We start from the raw sequence: 20506 nt of genomic DNA on the forward strand, positions 1-20506 counted from the left end.
AAATTCATGCGCCGCCTGAGTCTCGGCGCAGGCGAGCTCTGTTGATAGTCTCAGTGTATGACCATTGAGGAAGGACTGGATGAACTTTCCGTTGCCGTGAAGGCAAGGATTCCCGAAATCTATGACTGTATACGGGCGAGACTGCAGTATGCGTACGAAGACTATTCGACCGCGACACGTAACGCCTCTCTTACCGAGGCGGAATCGGAAACCATCACGGCTTCCTTGCGCGATGTCCTCGAATACATCGGTCAGGGGCGCGTAGGAGCCACTAGGGCTTCCAACGAAACTCTTCGCGAGGTGAGGCTGGCTGCGCGGGCGGGCGTCGACCTTCATCATCTGCTCAGGGGATCTAGGGCGGCCCAAGCCACTTTGTGGGAGTTTGTCTTGGAAGAGGCGCATCGAATCATCGCCGATCCCGTCCGACGGTCAAAGGTTCTGCGGCACGCCAGTGCAAGCCATTTCGCTTGGAACGATAAAGTTTCCGCTTCCATTATTGAGACGTACCAAATGGAGAGCACCGCATTTTCAAGGCAGAGCCAGAACCGGAGGAAGCTATCGACGCTGAGGGCTCTCCTCGCTGGGCTGCCAATCGATTCGACGGTTTTTTCTTATAACCTTTCCGGCCGGCACCTGGCAGCCGTGGTACCTGGCGAAAGCACGGAGGCTGTTGCTCGGACACTGGGCACTGCCTCTCGGATCCGCCCCCTTGTTATCACGGCCGAGGATGAGACCGGCTATATTTGGGCGGAGTGGTCGAATCGGCTGCCCTCACCGCAAGTTGTCCTCGCAAACGCCTTGCCGAAGGACACCAGAATTTCGTTTGGGACTCTGAGCGAAGGTGTGGACGGATTTATAGTTTCCCATAGACGGGCGTTGGAGGCCGATTCGGTTGCCCAAAAACTGGGCACTCAGGTCACTTGGTATGAAGATGTCATGCTCGAGGCGTTGGCTATGCGCGATCTCGCTGCCGTAACCACATTCATCTCCGACGAACTGGGGGGTCTCGGATTGCACCAAGACCCCCCAAGCAGGTTAGTGGAAACCCTCGAAGCCTATTTTGCTTCGGGTCAGAATGCGGCGTCCGCGGCACAGCGCCTCGGAGTGCACAGCCGAACTATCGCCTATCGACTGAAACTCATCGAGGGCAAAATTGGTGCAAGGGGAGTGCTGCGAGATGAATTGCCCGTTGCCATCAGACTTTCGCGGATGGTCGAGGCCATGAAGCTCGAGCTTACTGGGTTGGAGGAATCTCCCGGCCTCCCGCAACCTGCACCGTAAATGAACCTGCTCACGGCGTCGCTGCTAACATCTCCTATTCCACCAAGAACCAGATTTCCTTGAATGGCTCGTGAAACTCCCAGGTAGATGTGTGCCCCTTCGGCAGAAATACCAAATCGCCGGCAGTCACGGAAACCGGCTCTTGGGATGTAAGTGTGAGCGTTGCTGAGCCTTCGACAACGTAGATAATCTCGTTGTCAGTGAGTTCATAGGTTGTTGTGCTCGGCTGCGAAGTGAAGATACCCGTGCCGAACTGGGGAGAGGAAGTGCGTTCGAAAAGCGTGAACCCATGACCATTGGGATTTCCCTCATGGACGGTTACACCGTCCGGCTGCCAGGATTCAAGCGGCGCGGTCGCGGTACTGATCTTCCTGATCTTATCCATTGAGGGGCCACCCTTTCATTGTTGGGGCGACCTTCTTTCCGGCAACCAGAACATCATAGAGCCAGTCTGCCATTTCAAGCCGGGGACGGATTCCAAGGTTGTGGCAGCAGTGATCACCGTCCTTTTCAACCACTAGGTTCAGGTGTTCTGCCGGCACCAATTCGAGGACGGTATCCACGAAGGACAGTGGAACCTCGTCGTGCACCCCGTGCAGGATGTACGTCGGGCATGCGATCTGGGAAAGGACGTCCCGGGTCTCCAAAGCCGCATGGACGTGCAGCCTTGCTTCCTCCAAAGTGTCAACCTTGGAGACGTACTTCCAGCTTTCCTTTGTCAGGGGAGTTTCGAGGTCCCAGTAGTCCAGGTCTGAGAATCCGCCCCAAGAAATGCATGCGGCCAAACGCGGTTCACAGGCGGCAGATTTGAGAGCGTAATTACCGCCCAGGCTCCGCCCCAGCACTCCGATAGCATCATTCCGAATCGCTTCAAGTTTGGTGAGCAGATCCACTACCGCGGACGTGTACTTTTCGTAATCACCCGCAATCCGCTTGTACTCAAACATCTCGCCCTGGCCGGGACCGTCAAATGTGGCAGTAGCCATTCCCCGATCGAGCACAAGATTTTCCATCTGGAAACTTTCCTCTTTTGTGCTCTCAAGACCACCAAGCATGATCACAGCGGGGTGTGGTCCCGGTCCCTCCGGAATGCGCACATAGACGGGCATCGGGATACCGTCGACGACTAGCTCGTGACGCTCTGCAGGCGGGGACAACAGTGGAGCTGCCTTCTGATACAGCTCAACTTTCCGAGCTTGGCCCTTCTGCCGGCGCTCGTCGAACCAGAGGAACTGAGCGTACTGGGCACAGAGTGCGGCTGACATCAGGAGTTCACCGGCGGACAGGTCATGGCCCAGTGCCACTTTCCTTTCCGCTTCCTGCTCATACTCATTTGCGAGACTCATCCAGTAGTCAAACCAGGTGATTTCCTTGGGCCTATCGCGAGCACCCACCATGTCTGAGTAGGAAACGCCGTCAAGGATAAGACGCCCCCAGTTCAGCATTTCATCTTCAGGTTTCACCTGCGAAGTTACAGTCATACCGTTATCTCCCTATAGTCAGACTTCCGTGACCCCGCGCAAGGGGTCTGCGAAATGATCATGCTATGGAAGCTGCGCGAGGGCGCCTACTAACTGCGGAGACTTAGGCCGCGTTTTTGTCAATGCCTGAACATCCAGGCTGGACGGCCCGATGACATACTGAGCGCATGATGGCAAAGGCTAAAGCGCTCATCCCTGACAACGGTAGAGCCGGCGCGGACGAGGGCAACAGACAGGCATGGATAGGCCAGGAGGTTCTGCGGCGGGAGGACCGCCGGCTACTCACTGGAACAGCAACATTTGCTGGCGATCTGGGAGTGCCCGGGCAATTGCATATGCGCATTGTCCGTTCAACACAGGCTCATGCCCGGATCGTGTCCATAGACGCCACTGAAGCTGAAAAGACTCCAGGCGTACGAATGGTTATCACGTCTGAGCACACGCGGCACCTGGGTTCGGTTCTCTTGGAAGAGCTGGGATATCACGAAATTTATGAAAACATTGAGGACTTCAGTCACCCCGTCCTAGCAGTAGACAAGGTGCTATATGTGGGGCAGCCGGTGGTTGCTGTACTTGCTGTTGATCCTTATCTTGCCGAAGACGCAGCTGAGCTTGTCTCTATCGAGTATGAGCCGCTCCCGGTCCTCTTGGATCCGGAAGAAGCATTGACCGGTAAGGTCGAGCTCTTTCCGGGGCGCGGCAATGAAGGTGCGCGCATCAAAAAGGCCTACGGCGATATTGATCGCGCCTTCGCCGAAGCAGAGCACGTCATTCGCCACAAGTACGTCACGAACCGCCATTCCGGTGTACCTATGGAACCGCGGGCCGTAGTGGTACAGCCCGACCCAGCAAGGGACACGCTGTTCATCTGGGGCACCGTGCATGTGCATGACAACCGGAGGATCATCGCCAAGATGCTGAATCTTCCCGAGGTCAACGTACGGATGAAACACGTAGAGATCGGCGGCAGTTTTGGCGTGAAGGGCGGAGTCTTCCCAGAAAACGTTGTTGCAGCATGGGCAGCCCGTACGTTGGGAGTCCCGATCAAATGGACTGAGGACCGAGTCGAGCACATGACTTCCACGTCCCATGCCCGGGAAATGGTGCATAAGCTCGAACTCGCGCTCGATGCTGAGGGCAGAATCCTGGGTATGAAGGACGAAATTTTCCACAACCATGGTGCCTATTTCAGGCAGGCGGAGCCGCTAGTCAGCGACATTACTGCCGGCATTGTGTTCGGCCCCTATCGGGTCCCTGCCTACGATGCTACTCTGCACGCCGTCTTCACCAACAAAACACCTGTCGGAGCTTACCGCGCGCCTGGACGCTACGAGTCCACTTTCGCTCGAGAGCGGATCTTTGATCTGGCGTGTGAAGAAATCGGTCTCAGCAAGACGGAATTTCGCCGACGAAACCTTCTTACGGCTGAAGACCTCCCTTGGACACCGGGTCTTGACATCGTCCACGAGCCCTACCACTTCGACTCGGGAGACGTAGTTAAGCATTTCAACGAAGCTCTGGAGGCAGCAAACTTCTCGGAGTGGCTTGAGGAATCCAAACGACTACGGGCGGATGGCCGAAAAGTCGGCGTAGGCCTCGGCGTGCTGATGGATAAGGCAGGTCTGGGGCTTTTCGAAACCGGCGGCGTTGAAGTCAGCCGTGCCGGCCGCGTCACGGTCAAAACCGGAGGTTCCTCGGTCGGGCAGGGAATCGAAACGGTTCTGGCCCAGATTGTCGCCGAAGAGCTACAGATCGCTCCCGAAAACATTGACATCGTCCATAGCGATACAGAGCTTATTCCGGACGGTGTGGGTTCCTGGTCCAGCCGTTCAACTGTTCTTGCTGGAGGTGCTGCCCGCAAAGCTGCGCTTGCAGTTGTGGAAAAAGCCAGACGCTTGGCCAGTGAGATGCTGGAAGCTGATCCGGACGACCTCGAATTAACTGCAGGCAGTTTTAAGGTCAAGGGCACTGATCAGCAAATCTCGCTGTACGAGATCGCAGCGGCGAGGGACCCCTTCACGGCGAGGGCCGACAATGATGAACCCGGCCTAGCAGCGGACGCGGTCTACATGAACAACGCCATGAACTATCCATACGGGGTAACACTCGTACAAATCGAACTAGATCCTGACACAGGCGGTCATAGGATTCTTCGCTTTTCCACTTCCACGGAAGCAGGAAGGGTAATCAACCCCCTGACCACGAGGGGCCAGATCATAGGTGCGGCGGTTCAAGGCATTGGAGGCGCCCTGTACGAGGAGTTCCTCTACGAAGAGGATGGACAGCCGATTACGACGTCGTTCATGGACTACTTGTTGCCAAGCGCTCAGGAGATGCCGAACGTCGACTGTTTTGTAACTGAAGATGCCAAGTCACCGGACAACCCCTTTGGCGCCAAGGGCCTTGGGGAAATTGGCATCATTGCGGCCGGCGCGGCAATCGCTTCAGCTATCGATGATGCCATCGCCGATGGCGTACATACTGACCGTTTGCCAGTCACCCCCGAGCAGATCTTCAGCCGCTGTCAAGGTTTGAACAAAGCAGAACGGTAACTTGTGCAATCCGCCAGTGGGACAACTTCGCTGCTCTTACCAAACTGAACAGACACAACCCGGCGGGTAATCCAAGACACACATGAGAGGTCTACTGATGACTAAGGTTCGACACGTATTTGCATGGCGCGTAGCTGAAGGCAGCAGCCAGGAGGAAATTGTTGAAATTCTCAACACTCTTCCCCCGCGCCTAGGTTTCATTCAGGGCTGGGAGATTGGCACTCACTCTGGCGACCCCGGGGATAACGGTGCGCCGTGGGACGGAGTTCTGATTTCTGACTTTGCAAGCTGGGCTGATCTGGACAAGTACTCCACGGATCCCTTCCACCTCGAGGTAGTCGCCACACTTATGCCGATGTTCGCGGACAGGGCTGTGGTTGATTACGAAGTCGAGGCCGTCTGATGAGCCAGACTGCAGACGTAAAGGTCGGGATGAGCCCGTGGGGCGCCGATGACGAGCGGGGCGCACTAAACCTCCTTGACGAGTCTGTACGCGCCGACGTCCTTCACCGGGCCGACCCGTCTCGGGTCTATGACCTCAGTGTTGACTACTTCGTAGGCATGCCCAGCTTTCAGGGAGCCGGTGACCCTAGCTACCAAATTTTCATGAGCCACACCCCTCAAGGCACGGTGGTGGATAACCTCAACGGCGTCGGCGAGGATGTCAACAGGCACGTGTGCTACTCGGGTGACGTCGTCTTCATGTATACCCACACCGGGACGCATATTGACTCGTTGAACCACTTCGGTGTCGACGGACAGATCTACAATGGGTATAAGCCGGAAGAGAATCTGGGCAGCCGGACCTGGACCAAGGGCGGGGCGGAGACGATCCCGCCAATCATCACCCGCGGCGTATTGTTGGATATTGCTGGTCTCAAGAACGTTGACTGCCTCCCTGATTCCTACGCGATCACTGTTGCAGACATCGAAGAGGCACTGGATAAAGCCGGCCTCGTACTGCAGACGGGGGATGTGCCCTTGGTCCGTACCGGACGTATGCGTTACTGGCCGGACGGAACCAAGACTCTTGGAAACCCTCCAGGCCTAAGCCTGGATGCTGCCCGATGGCTCACCAGCCAAAACATTTCCGCAATCGGTGCTGACCAGGAGTGCGTAGAGGTAGGTCCGTCGGAGCATGAGGACAACTGGCTTCCCGGGCATACCCACTTCCTTGCCGAAGCCGGTGTGCCCATGGTGGAACTGTTGAATCTGGAGGAACTGGCAGCGGATGGAGTAAAGGAATTTTGCCTAATCGCTGCTCCTATCCGTCTTCGGGGAGCGAGCGGTGCCCCGATGCGCCCGCTCGCCATGGCACTAAGGAATAACGCATGAGTCCCACGACCGACCGTATCGCGGTAGTTGGTGGTTCGATATCTGGGCTGACAGCAGCGCTGATGCTTCGAGATGCTGGCGTTGACGTCGATGTCTATGAGCGATCACCTCAGCCCCTCTCAGGCTTCGGCACAGGCATTGTCGTCCAGCCGGAGCTTGTTCATTACTTGCTGGAGCAAGGCGTTGAGCTGGACTCCATCAGCGTGCCGTCATCATCCATGGAATATGTGGACGCACTGACTGGAGAAAGAGTCGGATCCGTTCCTGCAGACTGGCGCTTCACTAGCTACGACTCGATATACGGGGGGCTCTACGAGCTGTTCGGACCCGAGCGATACCACACCAGTAAATGCCTGGTCGGCCTAAGCCAAGATTCCGAAACAGTGCAGATGCGCTTCTCAGATGGCACAAAGGCCGAAGCGAACTGGGTGATCGGCGCGGACGGCGGAGCCTCGGTAGTTCGCAAGCGCCTGCTGGGTATTGAGCCCACATACGCGGGCTACGTCACCTGGCGAGGCGTGCTTCAGCCGGGCGAAGTTGCCGACGACGTGTGGAACTACTTTAACGACAAGTTCACGTATGGACTTCTGGACGATGGCCACCTCATCGCTTACCCGATTCCAGGACGGGAAAACGCCGAGTCCCCGCGTCTGAATTTTCAGTGGTACTGGAACGTCGCTGAAGGACCGGACCTCGACGAACTTATGACAGACGTTCGCGGCATCAGGCTCCCGACATCGGTGCACAACAACTCGCTGAATCCCCACAATCTCCGTCAGTTCCACAGTAAGGGCGAGAGCCTCTTCAAGCCCTTCAGGGACCTCGTACTCAACGCCTCCTCCCCATTCGTGACTGTTGTTGCAGATGCCACCGTCGACCGCATGGTTCATGGCCGTGTCCTGTTGATCGGAGACGCGGCGGTGACTCCAAGGCCCCACGCCGCTGCGGGGGGTGCTAAAGCTTGTGATGACGCACGAACCCTTGCCGAAGTCTTCACAAAGAACCATGATCTGCGGGGGTCCCTGCAGAGTTGGGAAACCAGACAGCTGCAGCAGGGACACGCTTATCTCAACAAAGTGAAAAAGATGGCGTCCCGTCTGCAGCACGGGGGAAGCTTTGAGCCCGGAAACCCCGCGTTTGCTTTTGGGCTCCCTAAAGTGGATGAACCATCCGTCGTCACTAATTCTTAATAAGGAAAAACCATCATGGAGATGACCAACACTTTTACCGTGCCCGTACCCCCGGACGAGGCGTGGCCGGTTTTGCTGGACTTGCAGCGAATCGCCCCCATGCTTCCCGGAGCATCCATCACCAGTGTTGACGGTGACGAGTACGAGGGCAAGGCAAAAATCAAGGTTGGGCCCATCACGGCCGAGTATGTCGGCGTTGCCCGATTCATTGAGGTCGATGAAAAGGGCCGCCGCGCGGTAATTCAGGCCCGTGCGAAGGATGCTCGCGGGCAAGGAAATATGTCCGCAACTATCACCGCCCGACTTGAGCCGGAAGCAAACGGCGCCACCGTCATTGTTCAGACCGAGCTGGACATGACAGGTAAAATCGCTCAGTTCGGGCGAGGTGTAATCAATGAAGCGGCCACGGCCATCCTCGGAGTATTCGCCCAACGGTTGGCTGTAGAGATGACTTCAGGAAGCGAGAGCAGCAGCGAAGCATCTGAGCTCTCAAAAACTGAAGCAGCCCTCGGAAGAGAAGTAAAGCAACCTCTTCAGGCAGAATCCGAAGTACTGGACCTCATCAAGCTGGCAAAGGACACGCGGGCCGCCAAAAAGGGCCCTGGCAGTCAGGTCGAAGTTCCCGCAGTTGGACAGTGGCTGCCCGCAATCGTTTCCATCGTAGCTGCGCTGATTGCGGTCTTCTCGGCCGGTGTTGCCGCAGGAAGCAACCGAAGGTCTTGAACCTGATGGAAGTGCGCGAACTAGCACCAAGTAGAGGGCAACTTGACGTAGCAGCTGTTCAGGTGAAATTTGACTCAACAGAGCTGCTCGAGGACAGGATTTCGCGTATCCAGGACTTGGTTTCTGGCGTCGGCAAAGCGGACCTGATCGTCCTGCCTGAACTCTGGCTTCATGGCGGGTTCTCCTACGACAGCTGGCGAAAGAACGCCATTTCGCTGGAAAGTGAAGTGTTCACTTTCCTGTCCGAAGTGGCCAGGGACAAGAAGGCCTGGTTTCACGCCGGCTCTTTCATGGTCACGGAACCAAGCAGCGCTGCTTCTGACATGTGGAATACATCGGTTCTTTTTGACCCGACCGGATCCCTCCGGGCGACCTATAAAAAGATCCACCGCTTCGGCTTTTCCGACGGAGAGCCAAAGCTGATAGCAGCGGGAGATGAACCCAGGGTGGTGGAGCTGCAGACAGAACGAGCCACTGCCATCACTGGGCTCAGCACATGCTACGATCTTCGCTTCCCCGAACTATATCGACACATCTCAGCAGAAGGTACGGCGCTCAATGTGATACCAGCATGCTGGCCACTTACGCGAATTCAGCATTGGCAGACTCTGGGTCGCGCTCGAGCAATCGAAAACCAATCCTTTGTCGTGCAATGCAACATGACGGGGGTTGACCAGGAGGTGGAGCTGGGTGGTCACAGTCAGATTGTGGATGGCAACGGAGATATCCTCGCTCAGGCAGACAAAGAGGAAGCCGTTCTCCGTGCAACTCTCAATTTCGATTCACTGAACGAACTGCGAAGTTCGTTCCCGGTGCTGAACGACCGGCGGGCAGATATCTGGGCTGCTAAGGGCAAGACCGTGATCGCAAGCCACTTGTAGGAATAGTAAGGGTCTAATCCGAGCAGACTCGGCCGGGATGTCCTGCCGATTCGGGTAGGGCGGGGCATCCCGGAATCGGCTGTTCTTACGTTTGGTACGGCCGGTGGACGCCCTTCTACTGGCGGTATTCAGCACCTGCATAAGTAGACACCGCAAAAAGCCGCAATGCCACACCTCGAAAACCGACTAGCAAGGCGAGACAATGAGTAACGACAAAGTGACCAAACCGGAAAGTCCCGGTGAGATGGCTGCGCGGCTCAAGGCTGTCAACTATTTGGCTGACGAGGGTCTATCCACCACCGTCTTTCTATCTGTTGCGATGAACAAGCCGCTGCTTGTTGAAGGTGCTCCAGGCACGGGAAAAACGTCCTTGGCCGAAGCAATAGCTAAGATGCTGGCAATCCCGTTGATCCGACTGCAGTGCTACGAGGGCATCGAGTCCACCCAAGCGCTCTATGACTGGGATTTCTCACGTCAGATTCTTTACTTACGCTCACTGGAGGCAGCAAATTCGACAACGAGTGCGGAGGAACTAGAGCAGTCCCTATATACCGAACGTTTCCTGCTGCCTCGTCCGATTCTTCGGGCCTTACAAAGTGGACCGGCCGTTCTCCTCATCGACGAGGTTGACCGAGCTGACGATGAATTTGAAGCGTTCCTCCTGGAAGTGCTCGCATCAAACCAAATATCTATACCCGAGTTGGGTACTATCACCGCCAAAGTTCCACCCATCGTGATCCTGACCTCCAACCGGACCCGAGAGTTACACGAGGCTCTGAAACGGCGATGCTACTTTCATTGGATAGACCACCCAGAACCGGCCCGTGAGTTGGAGATCATCAAGACACGGCTGCCCGGCGTGGATGAGAAGCTAGCGCAGCAGGTGGTGGACGTAGTCCAGTCCTTGCGCAATCAGGGACGTTTGCGACGCTCCCCTGGGGTAGCCGAAGCGCTTGACTGGGCCCAGGCTTTGAACCGCCTTGGCGGAAGTGACATCGACGCCGACAGTGCCAGCCTGACAATTGGCGCCCTCTGCAAAGACCAAGACGACCAGGAGCTTATCTTGAACGCCCTAAGAACCGTCTTTCCTACCTAACGTGAACGGTACTGGCGATGTCTTCACAAGTAGGTCTGAAAATTTTTTATGGTTTCGTAGGTGCTCTCAGAGATGAGGGGATGACCATAGGGGCCGAACAGGCCCAGCTTTACCTCGAGGCTCTGAGCGTTTTGGATCTTCAGCGTCGCGACGAGGTCTTCTGGGCCGGACGCGCGACGTTATGTAGGAGCAGGTCTGACTTCGGGCCCTACGACCGGACGTTCCGCCTGTGGTTTTCATCGGAATCGCCGATTCCTGTGCCCCTTTCGGAGGGACAGGAAGCAAGCCTTCCCGACGCAGCAGACGGCGACAGCCCTCAGCCGGAATTGGAGCAGCAGATTGCACTGGCTAGCAAAGATGAATCCCTGCAACACCGAGATGTGGCACTCATGTCAGCGGAGGAAAAGAGTTATCTTGCGGAGGCCTTTGCTGCTCTACCTGTTAGAGAACCGCTGAGAAGGGCGCGTTACAAGCGGACCCATCGCCACAAGCGCATCGATCCGGCACACACTGTCCGAGACAATCTGAGGAGAGGCGGCGAACCAGGGCGCCTGCAATATCGCTTCCGAACGAAAAAGCCCCGACGAGTCGTCTTGATCGTAGATGTTTCAGGATCTATGGAAGCCTATGCTGACAGCTTTTTCCGCTTCGGTCACCGCCTTTTAGCTGGCGCGTCCGACACAACAGAAGTATTTTCTATCGGCACACGCCTAACCAGAGTGACCTCGGCATTGCAGCACCCGGATCCGGAGGTCGCACTGTTGGACGCTGGACTCGTCGTTCCCGATTGGTCCGGAGGCACGCGACTGGGCGAAGCCCTAGCGGCCTTCATTACCCTGTGGGGACAACACGCAATGCTCAGAGGTTCTGTGCTGGTGATCGCCAGTGACGGATGGGAACGTGGGGATCCCAGGGATCTTGCCCGTCAGGTTTCCCGCCTCCATGGTTTGGCTCATCGTGTTATCTGGGCCAACCCCCACCGCGGAAAGTCTGGATACGAACCTATACAGAGCGGCATTAAGGCCGTTCTCCCGCACGTTGATGCCCTGGTCGCCGGCCACACCATGGCAGCTTTTAGGGACCTAGCAGATCGGATAGCACATGCGTGACGTTATTGAAGCACTGGCAGAATGGACGACGCACGGAGAAACCTTCGCCCTCGCCACAGTCGTCAGCACGTCTAAATCGGCCCCCCGGCCAGCGGGCGCTGCGATGGCCGTAAGCACCCCGGGGGAGGCCGTCGGCTCAGTCTCCGGGGGTTGCGTCGAAGGAGCTGTTTACCAAATTGCGCAGGAGGTCATTGAAGACGGTACTCCTGTTCTGCAACGGTTTGGATATAGCGACGATGACGCTGTAGCCGTAGGACTGACCTGTGGCGGAACAATCGACGTCTTCGTTGAACGAGTCACCAAAGAAAGTTACCCAGAATTACGAACGATCATTCAGGACGTTCAGAAGGGCAACCCCGTTGCCACCGCTACCGTGGTCGAACATGACCAGCCAGAAATGCTGGGTAAGCGGCTAATAGTCTGGCCAGCCCATACTGGCGGGACCCTCGGCAATAACATGCTGGACCATGCGATTGCCGACGATGCGAGAGGCCTGCTGGCTTCGGGTGAATCCAAGGTGCTCACGTACGGTCCCAGCGGGGAACGGATGGAAACCGGAACAAAGGTCTTTGTTTCTTCCTATCAGCCCAAGCCCAGAATGATCATTTTTGGTGCCATCGATTTTGCAGCAGCAGTCGCGCGGGCTGGGTCAATGGTGGGCTTTCATGTGACCGTCTGCGATGCTCGCCCTGTATTTGCGACCACCGCGCGCTTTCCTGGTGCGGACGAGGTGATCGTATCTTGGCCTCACGTTTACCTTCAGCAGGAAGTGACACAGGGAAAGGTGGACAACCGCACGGTCATCTGCGTTCTTACCCATGATCCCAAGTTCGACGTCCCTGTCTTGGAAATCGCCCTGCGGCTGGAGGGGGCATGCAGGCCCTCCTACATAGGCGCTATGGGCTCACGAAAGACCCATGAAGATCGGCTAAACCGCCTTCTGGAGGCTGGAGTGATAGAGCGGCAAATTGCCGAGCTTCATAGTCCCATCGGACTTGATCTCGGCGGCCGGACACCGGAGGAAACAGCAGTGTCAGTTGTGGCCGAAATAATAGCCAAGCGTTGGCAGGGGAGTGGCCGCCCTCTGCGCGACTCCACTGGCGCTGTGCACTCGGACCCGGCCTAGCAATGTCCAACCTTAAAGAGCTAGCAATGCAACCTTCTGAAGACAGCCGAAGTTGGCAAAACCCGGTGGACAACAAGACCATGGCAGTTTCAAAGTCAGTAGAAAATCCCGCACCCGGCAACTTCGACGAAAGCCAGCTATTTGATCTGCAAATGTTGGCGCAGGGTGACCAGATCCAGGTGTGTGAAGATGGCACGTTACCCTACTCCGGCGTCGTGGACACGAGCGCTCCTTCCCTTGGCATCATCTGGATTCGCCTAGAAGGGCTTGGGGAGAGAAGGCTAATCTTTTGTACTGACTATCGACTGCGTCGGGATCGCACCAAGCAATGGGATCTGACAGTCCTTCCATCTTGCGAACAGGAACCTCACGGTGGGTGACACGGATTTGCCGTGTGTGACGGGAGTGTTGCTGGCCGCCGGCGCCGGAAAACGTCTTGGGCGTGGTCCGAAGGCGCTCCTGCCATACCGCGGACGAAACCTCGTTGAGGACGCCGCCGAGACAATGCTTGTCGGCGGCTGTCATGAGGTAGTAATTGTTCTTGGAGCGAATGCACAAGCGGTGTGCGCCCGTGCAAACCTTGAGCCCTATCGGATAGTGGTGAACCATGACTGGTCCTCAGGTATGGGAAGTTCCTACCTTGCCGGTGATGCTGCTGCACATACAAAGAACCACATCCTCGTGGCTCTGGTAGATCAACCAGGGCTCAGCGTCACCACTGTTGGCCGGCTACTCGTCTCCCACCGGCCGGGGCGCATCAGTTCGGCTGCGTACTCATCGTTAGACAGCCCTCGGGTGCTCCGAAGAGGTCATCCAATGGTCATCGATGCAGGACTTCGGCCAGCAGTGGCCAGTACCGTTTCCGGTGATGCCGGAGCCAGGGTTTTCTTACGCCAGAAACCGTGGCTCGTAGATCTTATCGATTGCAGTGATGAATCTACCGGTGAGGACGTAGACACCGTGGAGCAGATGTATCGCCTCCTGTAGGACGATGCCCCGCAGCCTGCACCCCACCTATTTCTCGTGGGTCTCAAAAGCACGTTTAGGTTGATTCTCTGAACAGAAGGACGTTCCACTATGGCTTTCCTATTCCGGATGGATCGACTACGTACGGCACTATTTGGCAGCGGACAGACAGAATGTGCCGAATGCAAGCACCCCTCTCGCGACGACCAATGGACTTGGCTGGGAAGAATGACCGACCTGCCGCCTTCCGGTCTTGGTCTCTGCCAGGCAGCGGACACAAAGGGCGGAAGGTGTCTTTGCGTGAATAAAAGCCATTGTCGGTGACGGGCCAAAATTGAACCTTTCCTACGGCTTGGAGTTAACCTCAGCGACTTAGGAGTTTCATCGGTAGACCTAATATGTGTCTAGGAAGTCCAGTGCCTCCGATGCTCGATATGAGCAGTTGGTGAAACTGTGCATGGCAATCGCGCAGCGAGCCGGTTGTGGACATCAGCCATATATCGGGCAATGTGTGGCGCTACGGGACACGGTGGACGTTCCGGAAGTGGCGGCGGATGATCCAGGAGGGTGACCTCGACCGAATCTGATTCCACGAGAGCATGGGAACATGGCCCGCACGAATGGCGAGTGGTCCGCGTTAGAAAGGGCTGACTGTGACAGGTTTGGAAGCTGCGGAATGCGTTGTTTCCCATCCAGGTGGTGAAGCTTAGTCCGGGGCCGGCGCGTCGGGTTCGTGAGGTCGAGGAGACGCTGGGACTGCTGTTGCGCTGCAGCCCTGTCCACATATTTCCCAGGGTCAGCCGTCGCCCTTCGAGCAGGTGAAATGGTTCAGCCTTCGCATTCGGTGCAATACTTGTTTCCGTCCCTTTCCTTGGCGAGCTGGCTGCGGTGGTGGACAAGGAAACAGGACATAAACGTGAATTCGTCAGACTGGACGGAATGACCTGGACCAGCAGTTCTTCGTTGGAAAGGTCAGCGCCGGGCAGTTAGAAAGCCTCGGCGAGATCGGTCTCATCGATGTCGATGACGGCCCCTTTCGGGGCGACACTGGCCACCCGTTACCGCCAACGACCATGCATCCTTCGTCCCGGCCCCGCCAATGGACTGGATCGCTGACCCGGTTGGGGATCGGCTTACGGACGAGGTTCCCCTAGGGGGCGACGTCAAGCTTGGTGTTGCTGTGTTTGGAATGGAACCGTTAGGTCCGGGGCATGAATTGGACTTGGATGTGCTTGAGCTCAGTGCGGGGAAGCACAGCGGTCACCACGCCGCCGCCTGCCAGTTGGGCTCCGATACCGTAGACGAACGGGTCCGTATCGACCTCTGCACCGGGCATATCGACTCCGTTGATGACGGTCCTGGCCTGGCTGTTGACCATCCGGCCGGTAACTGTGGGGGCGTGCTGGTCCCACGGGTTGCTGCCCGGCCAGAGCTCTTGCCGATATTGGTTCATGAGGATGTGGGTGACATGGTCAACCAACAGGCTTCGAACCGAAGAACGCTCGGATGGATCACGGTGCCAGGTGGTTCGCACGGCCTCCTCAAGTTGCGGGTAACGCAGGCGCTCCACGTACTCGATCAGCCAAGGGGGCCGCGGCCATGGCGGAACTTCCTCGATCGATCTGCGTGTCTTCTCGTTGAGGTCCGCGAGGTTTACCGGGTCTGAGTGGTCATCCGGGTTTCGCCAGAGCGTATAGGTGATGCTCGCCGTCATCTCGTTGTACCCACGATCATCTTGGCCATAGGTCACACCAACGCTGTCGGTGTCCTCCAACGATGGTTGAGGCGCGAGCCCCATCACCGGAATGGGCATCAGCTTCAGGCGCTCGGCCCATCCGGCCCGCGGGTCAGGAGCGTCTGAGGGGAGAATTCCGGCCACTCGCATACCTCGACGATGAACCACACGAGGGCGCCTGTAAATGGGAATTGGGTTTGGTACAACACCAAGCACGAACACTCCGGCATCGCCCTGTTCTCCTCAGCGCAAGTCCACGACGGCACATGGAAAAGCATTCGGAAGGAACGCGACCAAACCCTGCAACGCTACTACGACCAGTACCCGCACAGATTCCGAGACCGACCCACCACACCAGCACCGCAAACCTACGTAGGAATCAACCTTCCCGAACCAAACAAACAACCAGCCCACTGACTCCACACAGCTTGAAGGCCTGCGATATGCCCCCATCTCGCATCAGAGGCCGATGGTGCTTTCGCCAGCTTTCTCTCCACGTCCCAACGGCCCAAGATCGTACACCTGTTGCTGTGGGCCGGAGCAGCGGGCTGCCGTCACTGGTGGTAAGGCGAAGAAGGGAACATCTGAGCGGTAAAACTGTGGGAAGGGCGTCACCTCCGACGCCAAGAACGTCCGCAGCGTCCGCGACATCCACCGCGGTCAAAACCGATTTTTGTGCGGCGGCGCCGACACGTTTGACACATCGACGACCAGCGAAAAACAAGACCGCCTAATTGCACACCCTCACTTCTCGATTTCGCTTGCACAAGTAGTCCTAAGAACACCGACGGGATGAGGCGGGTTCTGGGGAAGCCATTGTCCGTGACAGCAGCACCGCTAACTTGCTTTCGTTGGCTGCTCAATCCGTTTCCGGCAAGTTGCAGAATCTGCAGGGGTGCTCTTCGCAACCAGAACCGGCAGGTTCAAGGGCAAGACGCGGGTGCTGTCCTGGGGTGAGGGTGCGTAAGCGGGGATCTAAAGTGTGCCCGTCCGGAACGGCGGCTGTCATCATGGGGTAACCTTTCTGTTCCTCGAGGCCACGCGTTGGTGGACGAGGGTGTTGAGGGACAAAGGGAGCTCGACTGCTGATACGGAAGGCTCCTATGTAAGAGCAGGGATAACCGGAGCAGGAACCGGGGCGAGTCGCGTCAGCCGATTTTGCTGCTCACAGGTGCACTCAACAACAAGCCCTGTTCTTCGACATTAGACGTTCGGGAAACGGCAGTCATGATAGGGAAAGCCAAAAACAAGAAACCCTTTTGTCTGATTCCTTGGATCGCAAGTAGAACCTGCTCTTTGGAAGACGCCCTTCGCAGGGTGTATGAGCGGTGCCCTTGACAATGTCCGTCACTACGACAGCCTGGAACGAGGAACTCGTGAATGACGGAAGTCTTCAGTCGGATCTGTCCGAGAAGGAGGGCCAGGCTTGAAACGCAAGCCAGAAGGCAGACAGATCCGCTGACGACGCGATATCCCGCCCGGTGATCTCTTTGATCCGGGTGAGTCTATAGGACAAGGTCTGCCGGTGGATGCCAAGAGCGGCTGCCGTTTCATTCCAGCGACGGTCATTGGCAAGGAAAGCAAACAGCGTTTCACGCAGAACAGTTATTTTAGGATCCGTACCCGCGAGTCTACCTAACACCTGTTGGACTATGGCCGAGGCTTCCTTTCTAGAGCGGGTTAGTAGCGATACCGGGACCCCGGTGAAGTCCGTCCATAGACCGTTCGTCCCACCAGATGAAAAGATCTTTGCGGCTTCATCCGCAGCAGCTTTAGCATCCCGCAAGTCGAGGTAGGTTGACGATACCCCGGCCCGGACGTCGAGGCCGTGGAGCAAGTTCCGGACGTCATTTCGACTCTGCTCAGGCATCAGGATAAAAAACGAGCTGCTTCCGGGCCCGGCCAGAACTGGCAGTGACTTGATGGACGCGGCCCGGGCTACCTTTTCGCTATCTTCCAATGCCACTGCAACGAATTGATAGCCTGACGAAGTACCGCTCGGACCCAGAATGCTCCCCAACCCATCAGGGCTACGCCCTTCAAAAATGGACGCAAGCATTTGAGTCGACCGTTCGGAACGGCGGCGAAGTGACCGTAGAAGTTGGCTCAACGCGACATCTATCACCTGCAGGACATGGATTAGCAGGAAGCTGCTCACCTCTTCGCCGGGATATTCGGAAATCATGAGCCTGGAGTCGCTGTCCCCCGGGAGCGCATAGGTACGTTCCCGGACGGACGTGGGCATAAATTCTAGCGGTGCCCCTTCTACAATCGTTAGGCCGGTTTGCACATCGAAGACGCTGAGACCCGCCCTTAGAAGAGCCTGTAAGTCGTTCATCATCCGTAACGGGTCAGTACGGGCGTACGTGGACAACTGATAGAGCTTGCTCAGCTTGAGTACTTGCATGGTTTGGGTGGTTGCGGTAGCAGCGGCAACTGTTCTCCCAATTGCTGCGAAGGGAGTGGCCTGGTTCGTGAGAAGTACAGGAAAAGAACGTCTGTCTGCTTCTTCGTATAGTTCCCGAGTGAGTGGGGGGAGGCTGTTGTGATCCCCCAAGGCAACACCGGAAAGGCCGGCCTCGTCGAGTTTGACAATGAAGTTCCGTTGTTCCACGGCACTATGCGGAACACACAGGCCCACTGTCATGAGTAACTCGTGCGGACCAAGCCAGCGGTCGGGATCACTCAACTCGCAGCTGTGCGCCCATAGAACCTGCCGGTCAAGGCCGCCGGCGCCAGAAAGTACCTTCATACCCAGGCTTTGAGCGGTAACGAGGTCCCTGACCGTCAGCACTTGCTGTTCCATACGGGCATCTTAGTACTCGTGTATGAGGTAACTCTCTAGTACGCCAACACGAATATTTCGCAAACTTTGGTCTTTTGTCGAGTTTTGGCTCACGGAACGGATGCGTAAGGTGTGTCACACGCAGGCAGCCATGACCCTTAGGGAGCTTTGTAGGCACCGTGCACTGACCTGACACCGGCCACACAAGTATTCCCACAGCATCGGAGCGTGGCCGTCATTTGTGAGACCAGCTCGACTCAACCCCTCCCGCTGGTATCGAACGCTGTTAGAAGGCTAAACAGCTTGAACAGCCGAAAACATTGCTGGCGAACTGGCTCGGTGAGCATACAAGACTGAATTGGTCGCAACCACAATCCGAACCCAAGTCGCCATCTGGTAGGTGCAAGGGCGCATCTTCCCAACCGACTTCTTCGACAGGTTCGAAGAAGCCGCTTAAGCGTCGTGGTCGTGTGACCGCGACTCACCTGAAAGGCGTACACCTTTGCAATCTTCTTCTTCTGATATCACAGGAACATCGGCGGACGGTGGCCAAGCACCACCTCCTCAAGATATAGCCCATGCAGATCTACAGTTGGGACACCTCACCGGCCCGCAGGTGATGGGGCTTTCAATATCTTCTTTTATTCCCGCCGTCGGTCTTTCAGCAGTCCCCGCTTTCCTCGCCGCCTACACAGGGCGTTCGTCGTGGCTGGCTATGGCTGCCTCCGTTGTGGCATTCACCATCATTGGGTTATTCGTTACTGCGTTCGCCCGACGGTTTATAGGAACTGGGTCGCTCTACTCCTATATTCGGCACGTGTTTGGCTCGTGGAGCCCGCTCGTCATCGCGGCGGCGATGGTCCCAGGTTACATCGTTGTAGTCATGGTCCTAGTCGTCTCACTGGGTCTCTATGTCGGAAGTTTCCTCATGTCCGTGGGCGTTTCTAGCGCAGCAGGACCAGAGATACAACTGGTAATTTACGTCTTAGCGGCGCTGGTAGCTATGGGGATCGCCTATCGAGGATTGGACGTATCAGTCCGTTCCAGCGTCATCCTCACGGTCGTTTCTGTGCCCGTTATGTTGGTCATTACCGTGGCAACGGCATTCGGCGGAAATGTTGACCTGGCGAGCCAGCTTAGTCTCAGCGACTTCACCTTCAACAGTTTCCTGCAAGGTCTAGCAATAGGCTCGACGTTCTTCATCGGTTTCGAAAGCAGCGCGGCCCTTGGCGCAGAAACCAGAAACCCTACCCGCGCGATTCCTCGGGCAATCATGGTGATCCCCGTCGTCCTCGGTATGGCCTTCCTTGCTGCCACAGTTATCCAGGTGCCGACTCTTGTCGATTCTGCTGACCAGCTTGCCCTTGGTGTCTCACCGAATGCGGTGCTTGCTGAAGCAGCAGGGGTAGGTTTTCTATCGAACATCAGCGACCTGGTTCTGGCTGCTGCCGTCTTTGCCAGCCTGATTGGATTCTTCAACTACGGGTCGCGAGTCGTTGTCAGCGCGGCTTCTGACGGCCTCCTGCCTTCTGCCTTAACCAAAGTCAGCAAGCGTTACAAGAGTCCGCTGCCAGCCATTGCCTTCCTTGGAGTTCCCTCGCTCGTTGGCCCCCCTGTAATGCTCTGGCTGACATCATCCACCCCCCTGGAAATTTACGGATACATTGCCACCCTGTTGGTCTACTTCTGGGTAATTCCATACTTCCTCATCTGCATCGGCGGTGCGGTGTTGCTAAATCGCCTCAGTCCGCGGAAATCGGTTCTGGTAAACATAGGCGCTGCTCTGGCGTCGGCAACTGTTCTGTGGCTCTATGTAAACGGAATCTTGTACCCAGCGCCGGGGCCCCTGAGCGCATTACCCTATGTAATGATCGGAACAGTCGCGGTGTTCCTCGTCGGCTTTGTGGCATCTGTCCGCAGCAAAAGGAGGACCTCGATTTCCGCCTAGGGCGCATTGCATGATCTCCCTAGGAGTCAAGGCGCAGGTTGCATAAACTGCACCGGCGAGTAGCGCCCGCTCCCAAATAGCGCGCAATTAGGAGGCTCCCGTCCAACCCCGGCCGGGAGCCTCCTGCTACCACAATGAACCTTCTAAAAGAGACCCACGAGGACAGTGAGCTGAAGGGAGCCATGCTTCGTTCCCCGCATCTGTCCGAACAGATGCGGGGAACATCCAACAAGGACCCATTGTGAAATTGGGAACTTCACCGGGGCTGAATCCAACGGGCCGTTGAAGGTGGGTGGTA

The 20506-nt window shown here is 56.8% G+C and carries 18 protein-coding genes and 1 pseudogene; 14 read left to right on the forward strand and 5 right to left on the reverse strand.

Features of this window, described 5'->3' with window-relative positions; genetic code table 11:
• The first annotated feature begins 57 nt into the window (after nucleotides 1-57).
• Entirely contained in the window at nucleotides 58-1281 is a 1224-nt protein-coding gene (locus MOD31_RS10770) for a CdaR family transcriptional regulator (protein WP_016359454.1), read from the forward strand.
• 34 nt (nucleotides 1282-1315) lie between these two features.
• Here MOD31_RS10770 and MOD31_RS10775 read toward each other — a convergent pair whose 3' ends face one another.
• A complete protein-coding gene (locus tag MOD31_RS10775) occupies nucleotides 1316-1666 on the reverse strand; it encodes a cupin domain-containing protein (protein ID WP_021474745.1) in 351 nt (116 codons plus the stop codon).
• Complete coding sequence (locus MOD31_RS10780; protein WP_016359452.1) at nucleotides 1659-2762, reverse strand: 2,6-dihydropseudooxynicotine hydrolase; 1104 nt, start codon at nucleotides 2760-2762, stop codon at nucleotides 1659-1661. Before MOD31_RS10780 ends, MOD31_RS10775 begins: the two co-directional genes overlap by 8 nt.
• Nucleotides 2763-2929: 167 nt before the next feature.
• Here MOD31_RS10780 and kdhC point away from each other — a divergent pair, with 167 nt between their 5' ends.
• The 11 genes from kdhC (at nucleotide 2930) to nboR (ending at nucleotide 13761) form a co-directional block, all read left to right on the forward strand.
• Complete coding sequence (kdhC, locus tag MOD31_RS10785; protein ID WP_017200522.1) at nucleotides 2930-5314, forward strand: 6-hydroxypseudooxynicotine dehydrogenase complex subunit gamma; 2385 nt, start codon at nucleotides 2930-2932, stop codon at nucleotides 5312-5314.
• Nucleotides 5315-5411: 97 nt separating this feature from the next.
• Nucleotides 5412-5717 carry a Dabb family protein gene (locus MOD31_RS10790; protein WP_017200523.1) on the forward strand — a complete coding sequence of 102 codons (306 nt, stop codon included), beginning with the start codon at nucleotides 5412-5414 and terminating at the stop codon, nucleotides 5715-5717.
• A complete protein-coding gene (locus MOD31_RS10795) occupies nucleotides 5717-6649 on the forward strand; it encodes a cyclase family protein (protein ID WP_016359449.1) in 933 nt (310 codons plus the stop codon). Before MOD31_RS10790 ends, MOD31_RS10795 begins: the two co-directional genes overlap by 1 nt.
• Nucleotides 6646-7839: a 2,6-dihydroxypyridine 3-monooxygenase gene (gene dhpH / locus MOD31_RS10800; RefSeq protein ID WP_016359448.1), complete on the forward strand. Its 1194-nt coding sequence runs from the start codon at nucleotides 6646-6648 to the stop codon at nucleotides 7837-7839. Before MOD31_RS10795 ends, dhpH begins: the two co-directional genes overlap by 4 nt.
• Before the next feature lie 15 nt (nucleotides 7840-7854).
• Nucleotides 7855-8562, forward strand: a complete 708-nt coding sequence (locus tag MOD31_RS10805) for an SRPBCC family protein (protein ID WP_021474598.1) — start codon at nucleotides 7855-7857, stop codon at nucleotides 8560-8562.
• A 5-nt stretch (nucleotides 8563-8567) separates the two neighbouring features.
• Entirely contained in the window at nucleotides 8568-9443 is an 876-nt protein-coding gene (locus MOD31_RS10810) for a carbon-nitrogen family hydrolase (protein WP_021474599.1), read from the forward strand.
• A 202-nt stretch (nucleotides 9444-9645) separates the two neighbouring features.
• Nucleotides 9646-10539, forward strand: a complete 894-nt coding sequence (locus MOD31_RS10815; protein WP_016359445.1) for a MoxR family ATPase — start codon at nucleotides 9646-9648, stop codon at nucleotides 10537-10539.
• Nucleotides 10540-10556: 17 nt separating this feature from the next.
• Entirely contained in the window at nucleotides 10557-11648 is a 1092-nt protein-coding gene (locus MOD31_RS10820) for a VWA domain-containing protein (RefSeq protein ID WP_031217298.1), read from the forward strand.
• A complete protein-coding gene (locus tag MOD31_RS10825; protein WP_016359443.1) occupies nucleotides 11641-12774 on the forward strand; it encodes an XdhC family protein in 1134 nt (377 codons plus the stop codon). The genes MOD31_RS10820 and MOD31_RS10825 overlap by 8 nt, the downstream gene beginning before the upstream one ends.
• A gap of 26 nt (nucleotides 12775-12800) precedes the next feature.
• Nucleotides 12801-13154: a hypothetical protein gene (locus MOD31_RS10830; RefSeq protein ID WP_017200525.1), complete on the forward strand. Its 354-nt coding sequence runs from the start codon at nucleotides 12801-12803 to the stop codon at nucleotides 13152-13154.
• On the forward strand, nucleotides 13147-13761 hold the full coding sequence (gene nboR / locus MOD31_RS10835; RefSeq protein ID WP_017200526.1) for a nicotine blue oxidoreductase: 615 nt from the start codon (nucleotides 13147-13149) through the stop codon (nucleotides 13759-13761). Before MOD31_RS10830 ends, nboR begins: the two co-directional genes overlap by 8 nt.
• Before the next feature lie 807 nt (nucleotides 13762-14568).
• On the opposite strand, the pseudogene MOD31_RS10840 reads toward nboR, so the two are convergent.
• Nucleotides 14569-14771, reverse strand: a pseudogene (locus MOD31_RS10840) (DUF4193 domain-containing protein); the annotation flags it as partial.
• A gap of 167 nt (nucleotides 14772-14938) precedes the next feature.
• Nucleotides 14939-15625 carry a hypothetical protein gene (locus tag MOD31_RS10845; protein WP_250820565.1) on the reverse strand — a complete coding sequence of 229 codons (687 nt, stop codon included), beginning with the start codon at nucleotides 15623-15625 and terminating at the stop codon, nucleotides 14939-14941.
• A 9-nt stretch (nucleotides 15626-15634) separates the two neighbouring features.
• Here MOD31_RS10845 and MOD31_RS10850 point away from each other — a divergent pair, with 9 nt between their 5' ends.
• On the forward strand, nucleotides 15635-15892 hold the full coding sequence (locus tag MOD31_RS10850; RefSeq protein WP_016359437.1) for a hypothetical protein: 258 nt from the start codon (nucleotides 15635-15637) through the stop codon (nucleotides 15890-15892).
• 976 nt (nucleotides 15893-16868) lie between these two features.
• On the opposite strand, the gene pmfR is transcribed toward MOD31_RS10850, so the two are convergent.
• Nucleotides 16869-18281 (reverse strand): transcciptional activator PmfR, encoded by a 1413-nt coding sequence (gene pmfR, locus MOD31_RS10855; protein ID WP_016359436.1) that lies wholly within the window; start codon nucleotides 18279-18281, stop codon nucleotides 16869-16871.
• 481 nt (nucleotides 18282-18762) lie between these two features.
• On the opposite strand from pmfR, the gene MOD31_RS10860 reads away from it, so the two are divergent.
• Nucleotides 18763-20208 carry an APC family permease gene (locus MOD31_RS10860; RefSeq protein ID WP_250820566.1) on the forward strand — a complete coding sequence of 482 codons (1446 nt, stop codon included), beginning with the start codon at nucleotides 18763-18765 and terminating at the stop codon, nucleotides 20206-20208.
• The last annotated feature ends 298 nt before the right edge of the window (nucleotides 20209-20506 follow it).

This window comes from Paenarthrobacter sp. TYUT067 (genome assembly GCF_023656375.1).
GTDB lineage: Bacteria > Actinomycetota > Actinomycetes > Actinomycetales > Micrococcaceae > Arthrobacter.

Coding starts and splice junctions, on each gene's coding strand:
- MOD31_RS10815 (WP_016359445.1), top strand. CDS start 9,646: ATGAGTAACGACAAAGTGACCAAACCGGAAAGTCCCGGTGAGATGGCT.
- MOD31_RS10795 (WP_016359449.1), top strand. CDS start 5,717: ATGAGCCAGACTGCAGACGTAAAGGTCGGGATGAGCCCGTGGGGCGCC.
- MOD31_RS10830 (WP_017200525.1), top strand. CDS start 12,801: ATGCAACCTTCTGAAGACAGCCGAAGTTGGCAAAACCCGGTGGACAAC.
- MOD31_RS10775 (WP_021474745.1), bottom strand. CDS start 1,666: ATGGATAAGATCAGGAAGATCAGTACCGCGACCGCGCCGCTTGAATCC.
- MOD31_RS10820 (WP_031217298.1), top strand. CDS start 10,557: ATGTCTTCACAAGTAGGTCTGAAAATTTTTTATGGTTTCGTAGGTGCT.
- MOD31_RS10770 (WP_016359454.1), top strand. CDS start 58: ATGACCATTGAGGAAGGACTGGATGAACTTTCCGTTGCCGTGAAGGCA.
- MOD31_RS10805 (WP_021474598.1), top strand. CDS start 7,855: ATGGAGATGACCAACACTTTTACCGTGCCCGTACCCCCGGACGAGGCG.
- MOD31_RS10850 (WP_016359437.1), top strand. CDS start 15,635: ATGAACCACACGAGGGCGCCTGTAAATGGGAATTGGGTTTGGTACAAC.
- pmfR (WP_016359436.1), bottom strand. CDS start 18,281: ATGGAACAGCAAGTGCTGACGGTCAGGGACCTCGTTACCGCTCAAAGC.
- MOD31_RS10845 (WP_250820565.1), bottom strand. CDS start 15,625: ATGCGAGTGGCCGGAATTCTCCCCTCAGACGCTCCTGACCCGCGGGCC.
- MOD31_RS10780 (WP_016359452.1), bottom strand. CDS start 2,762: ATGACTGTAACTTCGCAGGTGAAACCTGAAGATGAAATGCTGAACTGG.
- kdhC (WP_017200522.1), top strand. CDS start 2,930: ATGATGGCAAAGGCTAAAGCGCTCATCCCTGACAACGGTAGAGCCGGC.
- dhpH (WP_016359448.1), top strand. CDS start 6,646: ATGAGTCCCACGACCGACCGTATCGCGGTAGTTGGTGGTTCGATATCT.
- MOD31_RS10825 (WP_016359443.1), top strand. CDS start 11,641: ATGCGTGACGTTATTGAAGCACTGGCAGAATGGACGACGCACGGAGAA.
- MOD31_RS10810 (WP_021474599.1), top strand. CDS start 8,568: ATGGAAGTGCGCGAACTAGCACCAAGTAGAGGGCAACTTGACGTAGCA.
- MOD31_RS10790 (WP_017200523.1), top strand. CDS start 5,412: ATGACTAAGGTTCGACACGTATTTGCATGGCGCGTAGCTGAAGGCAGC.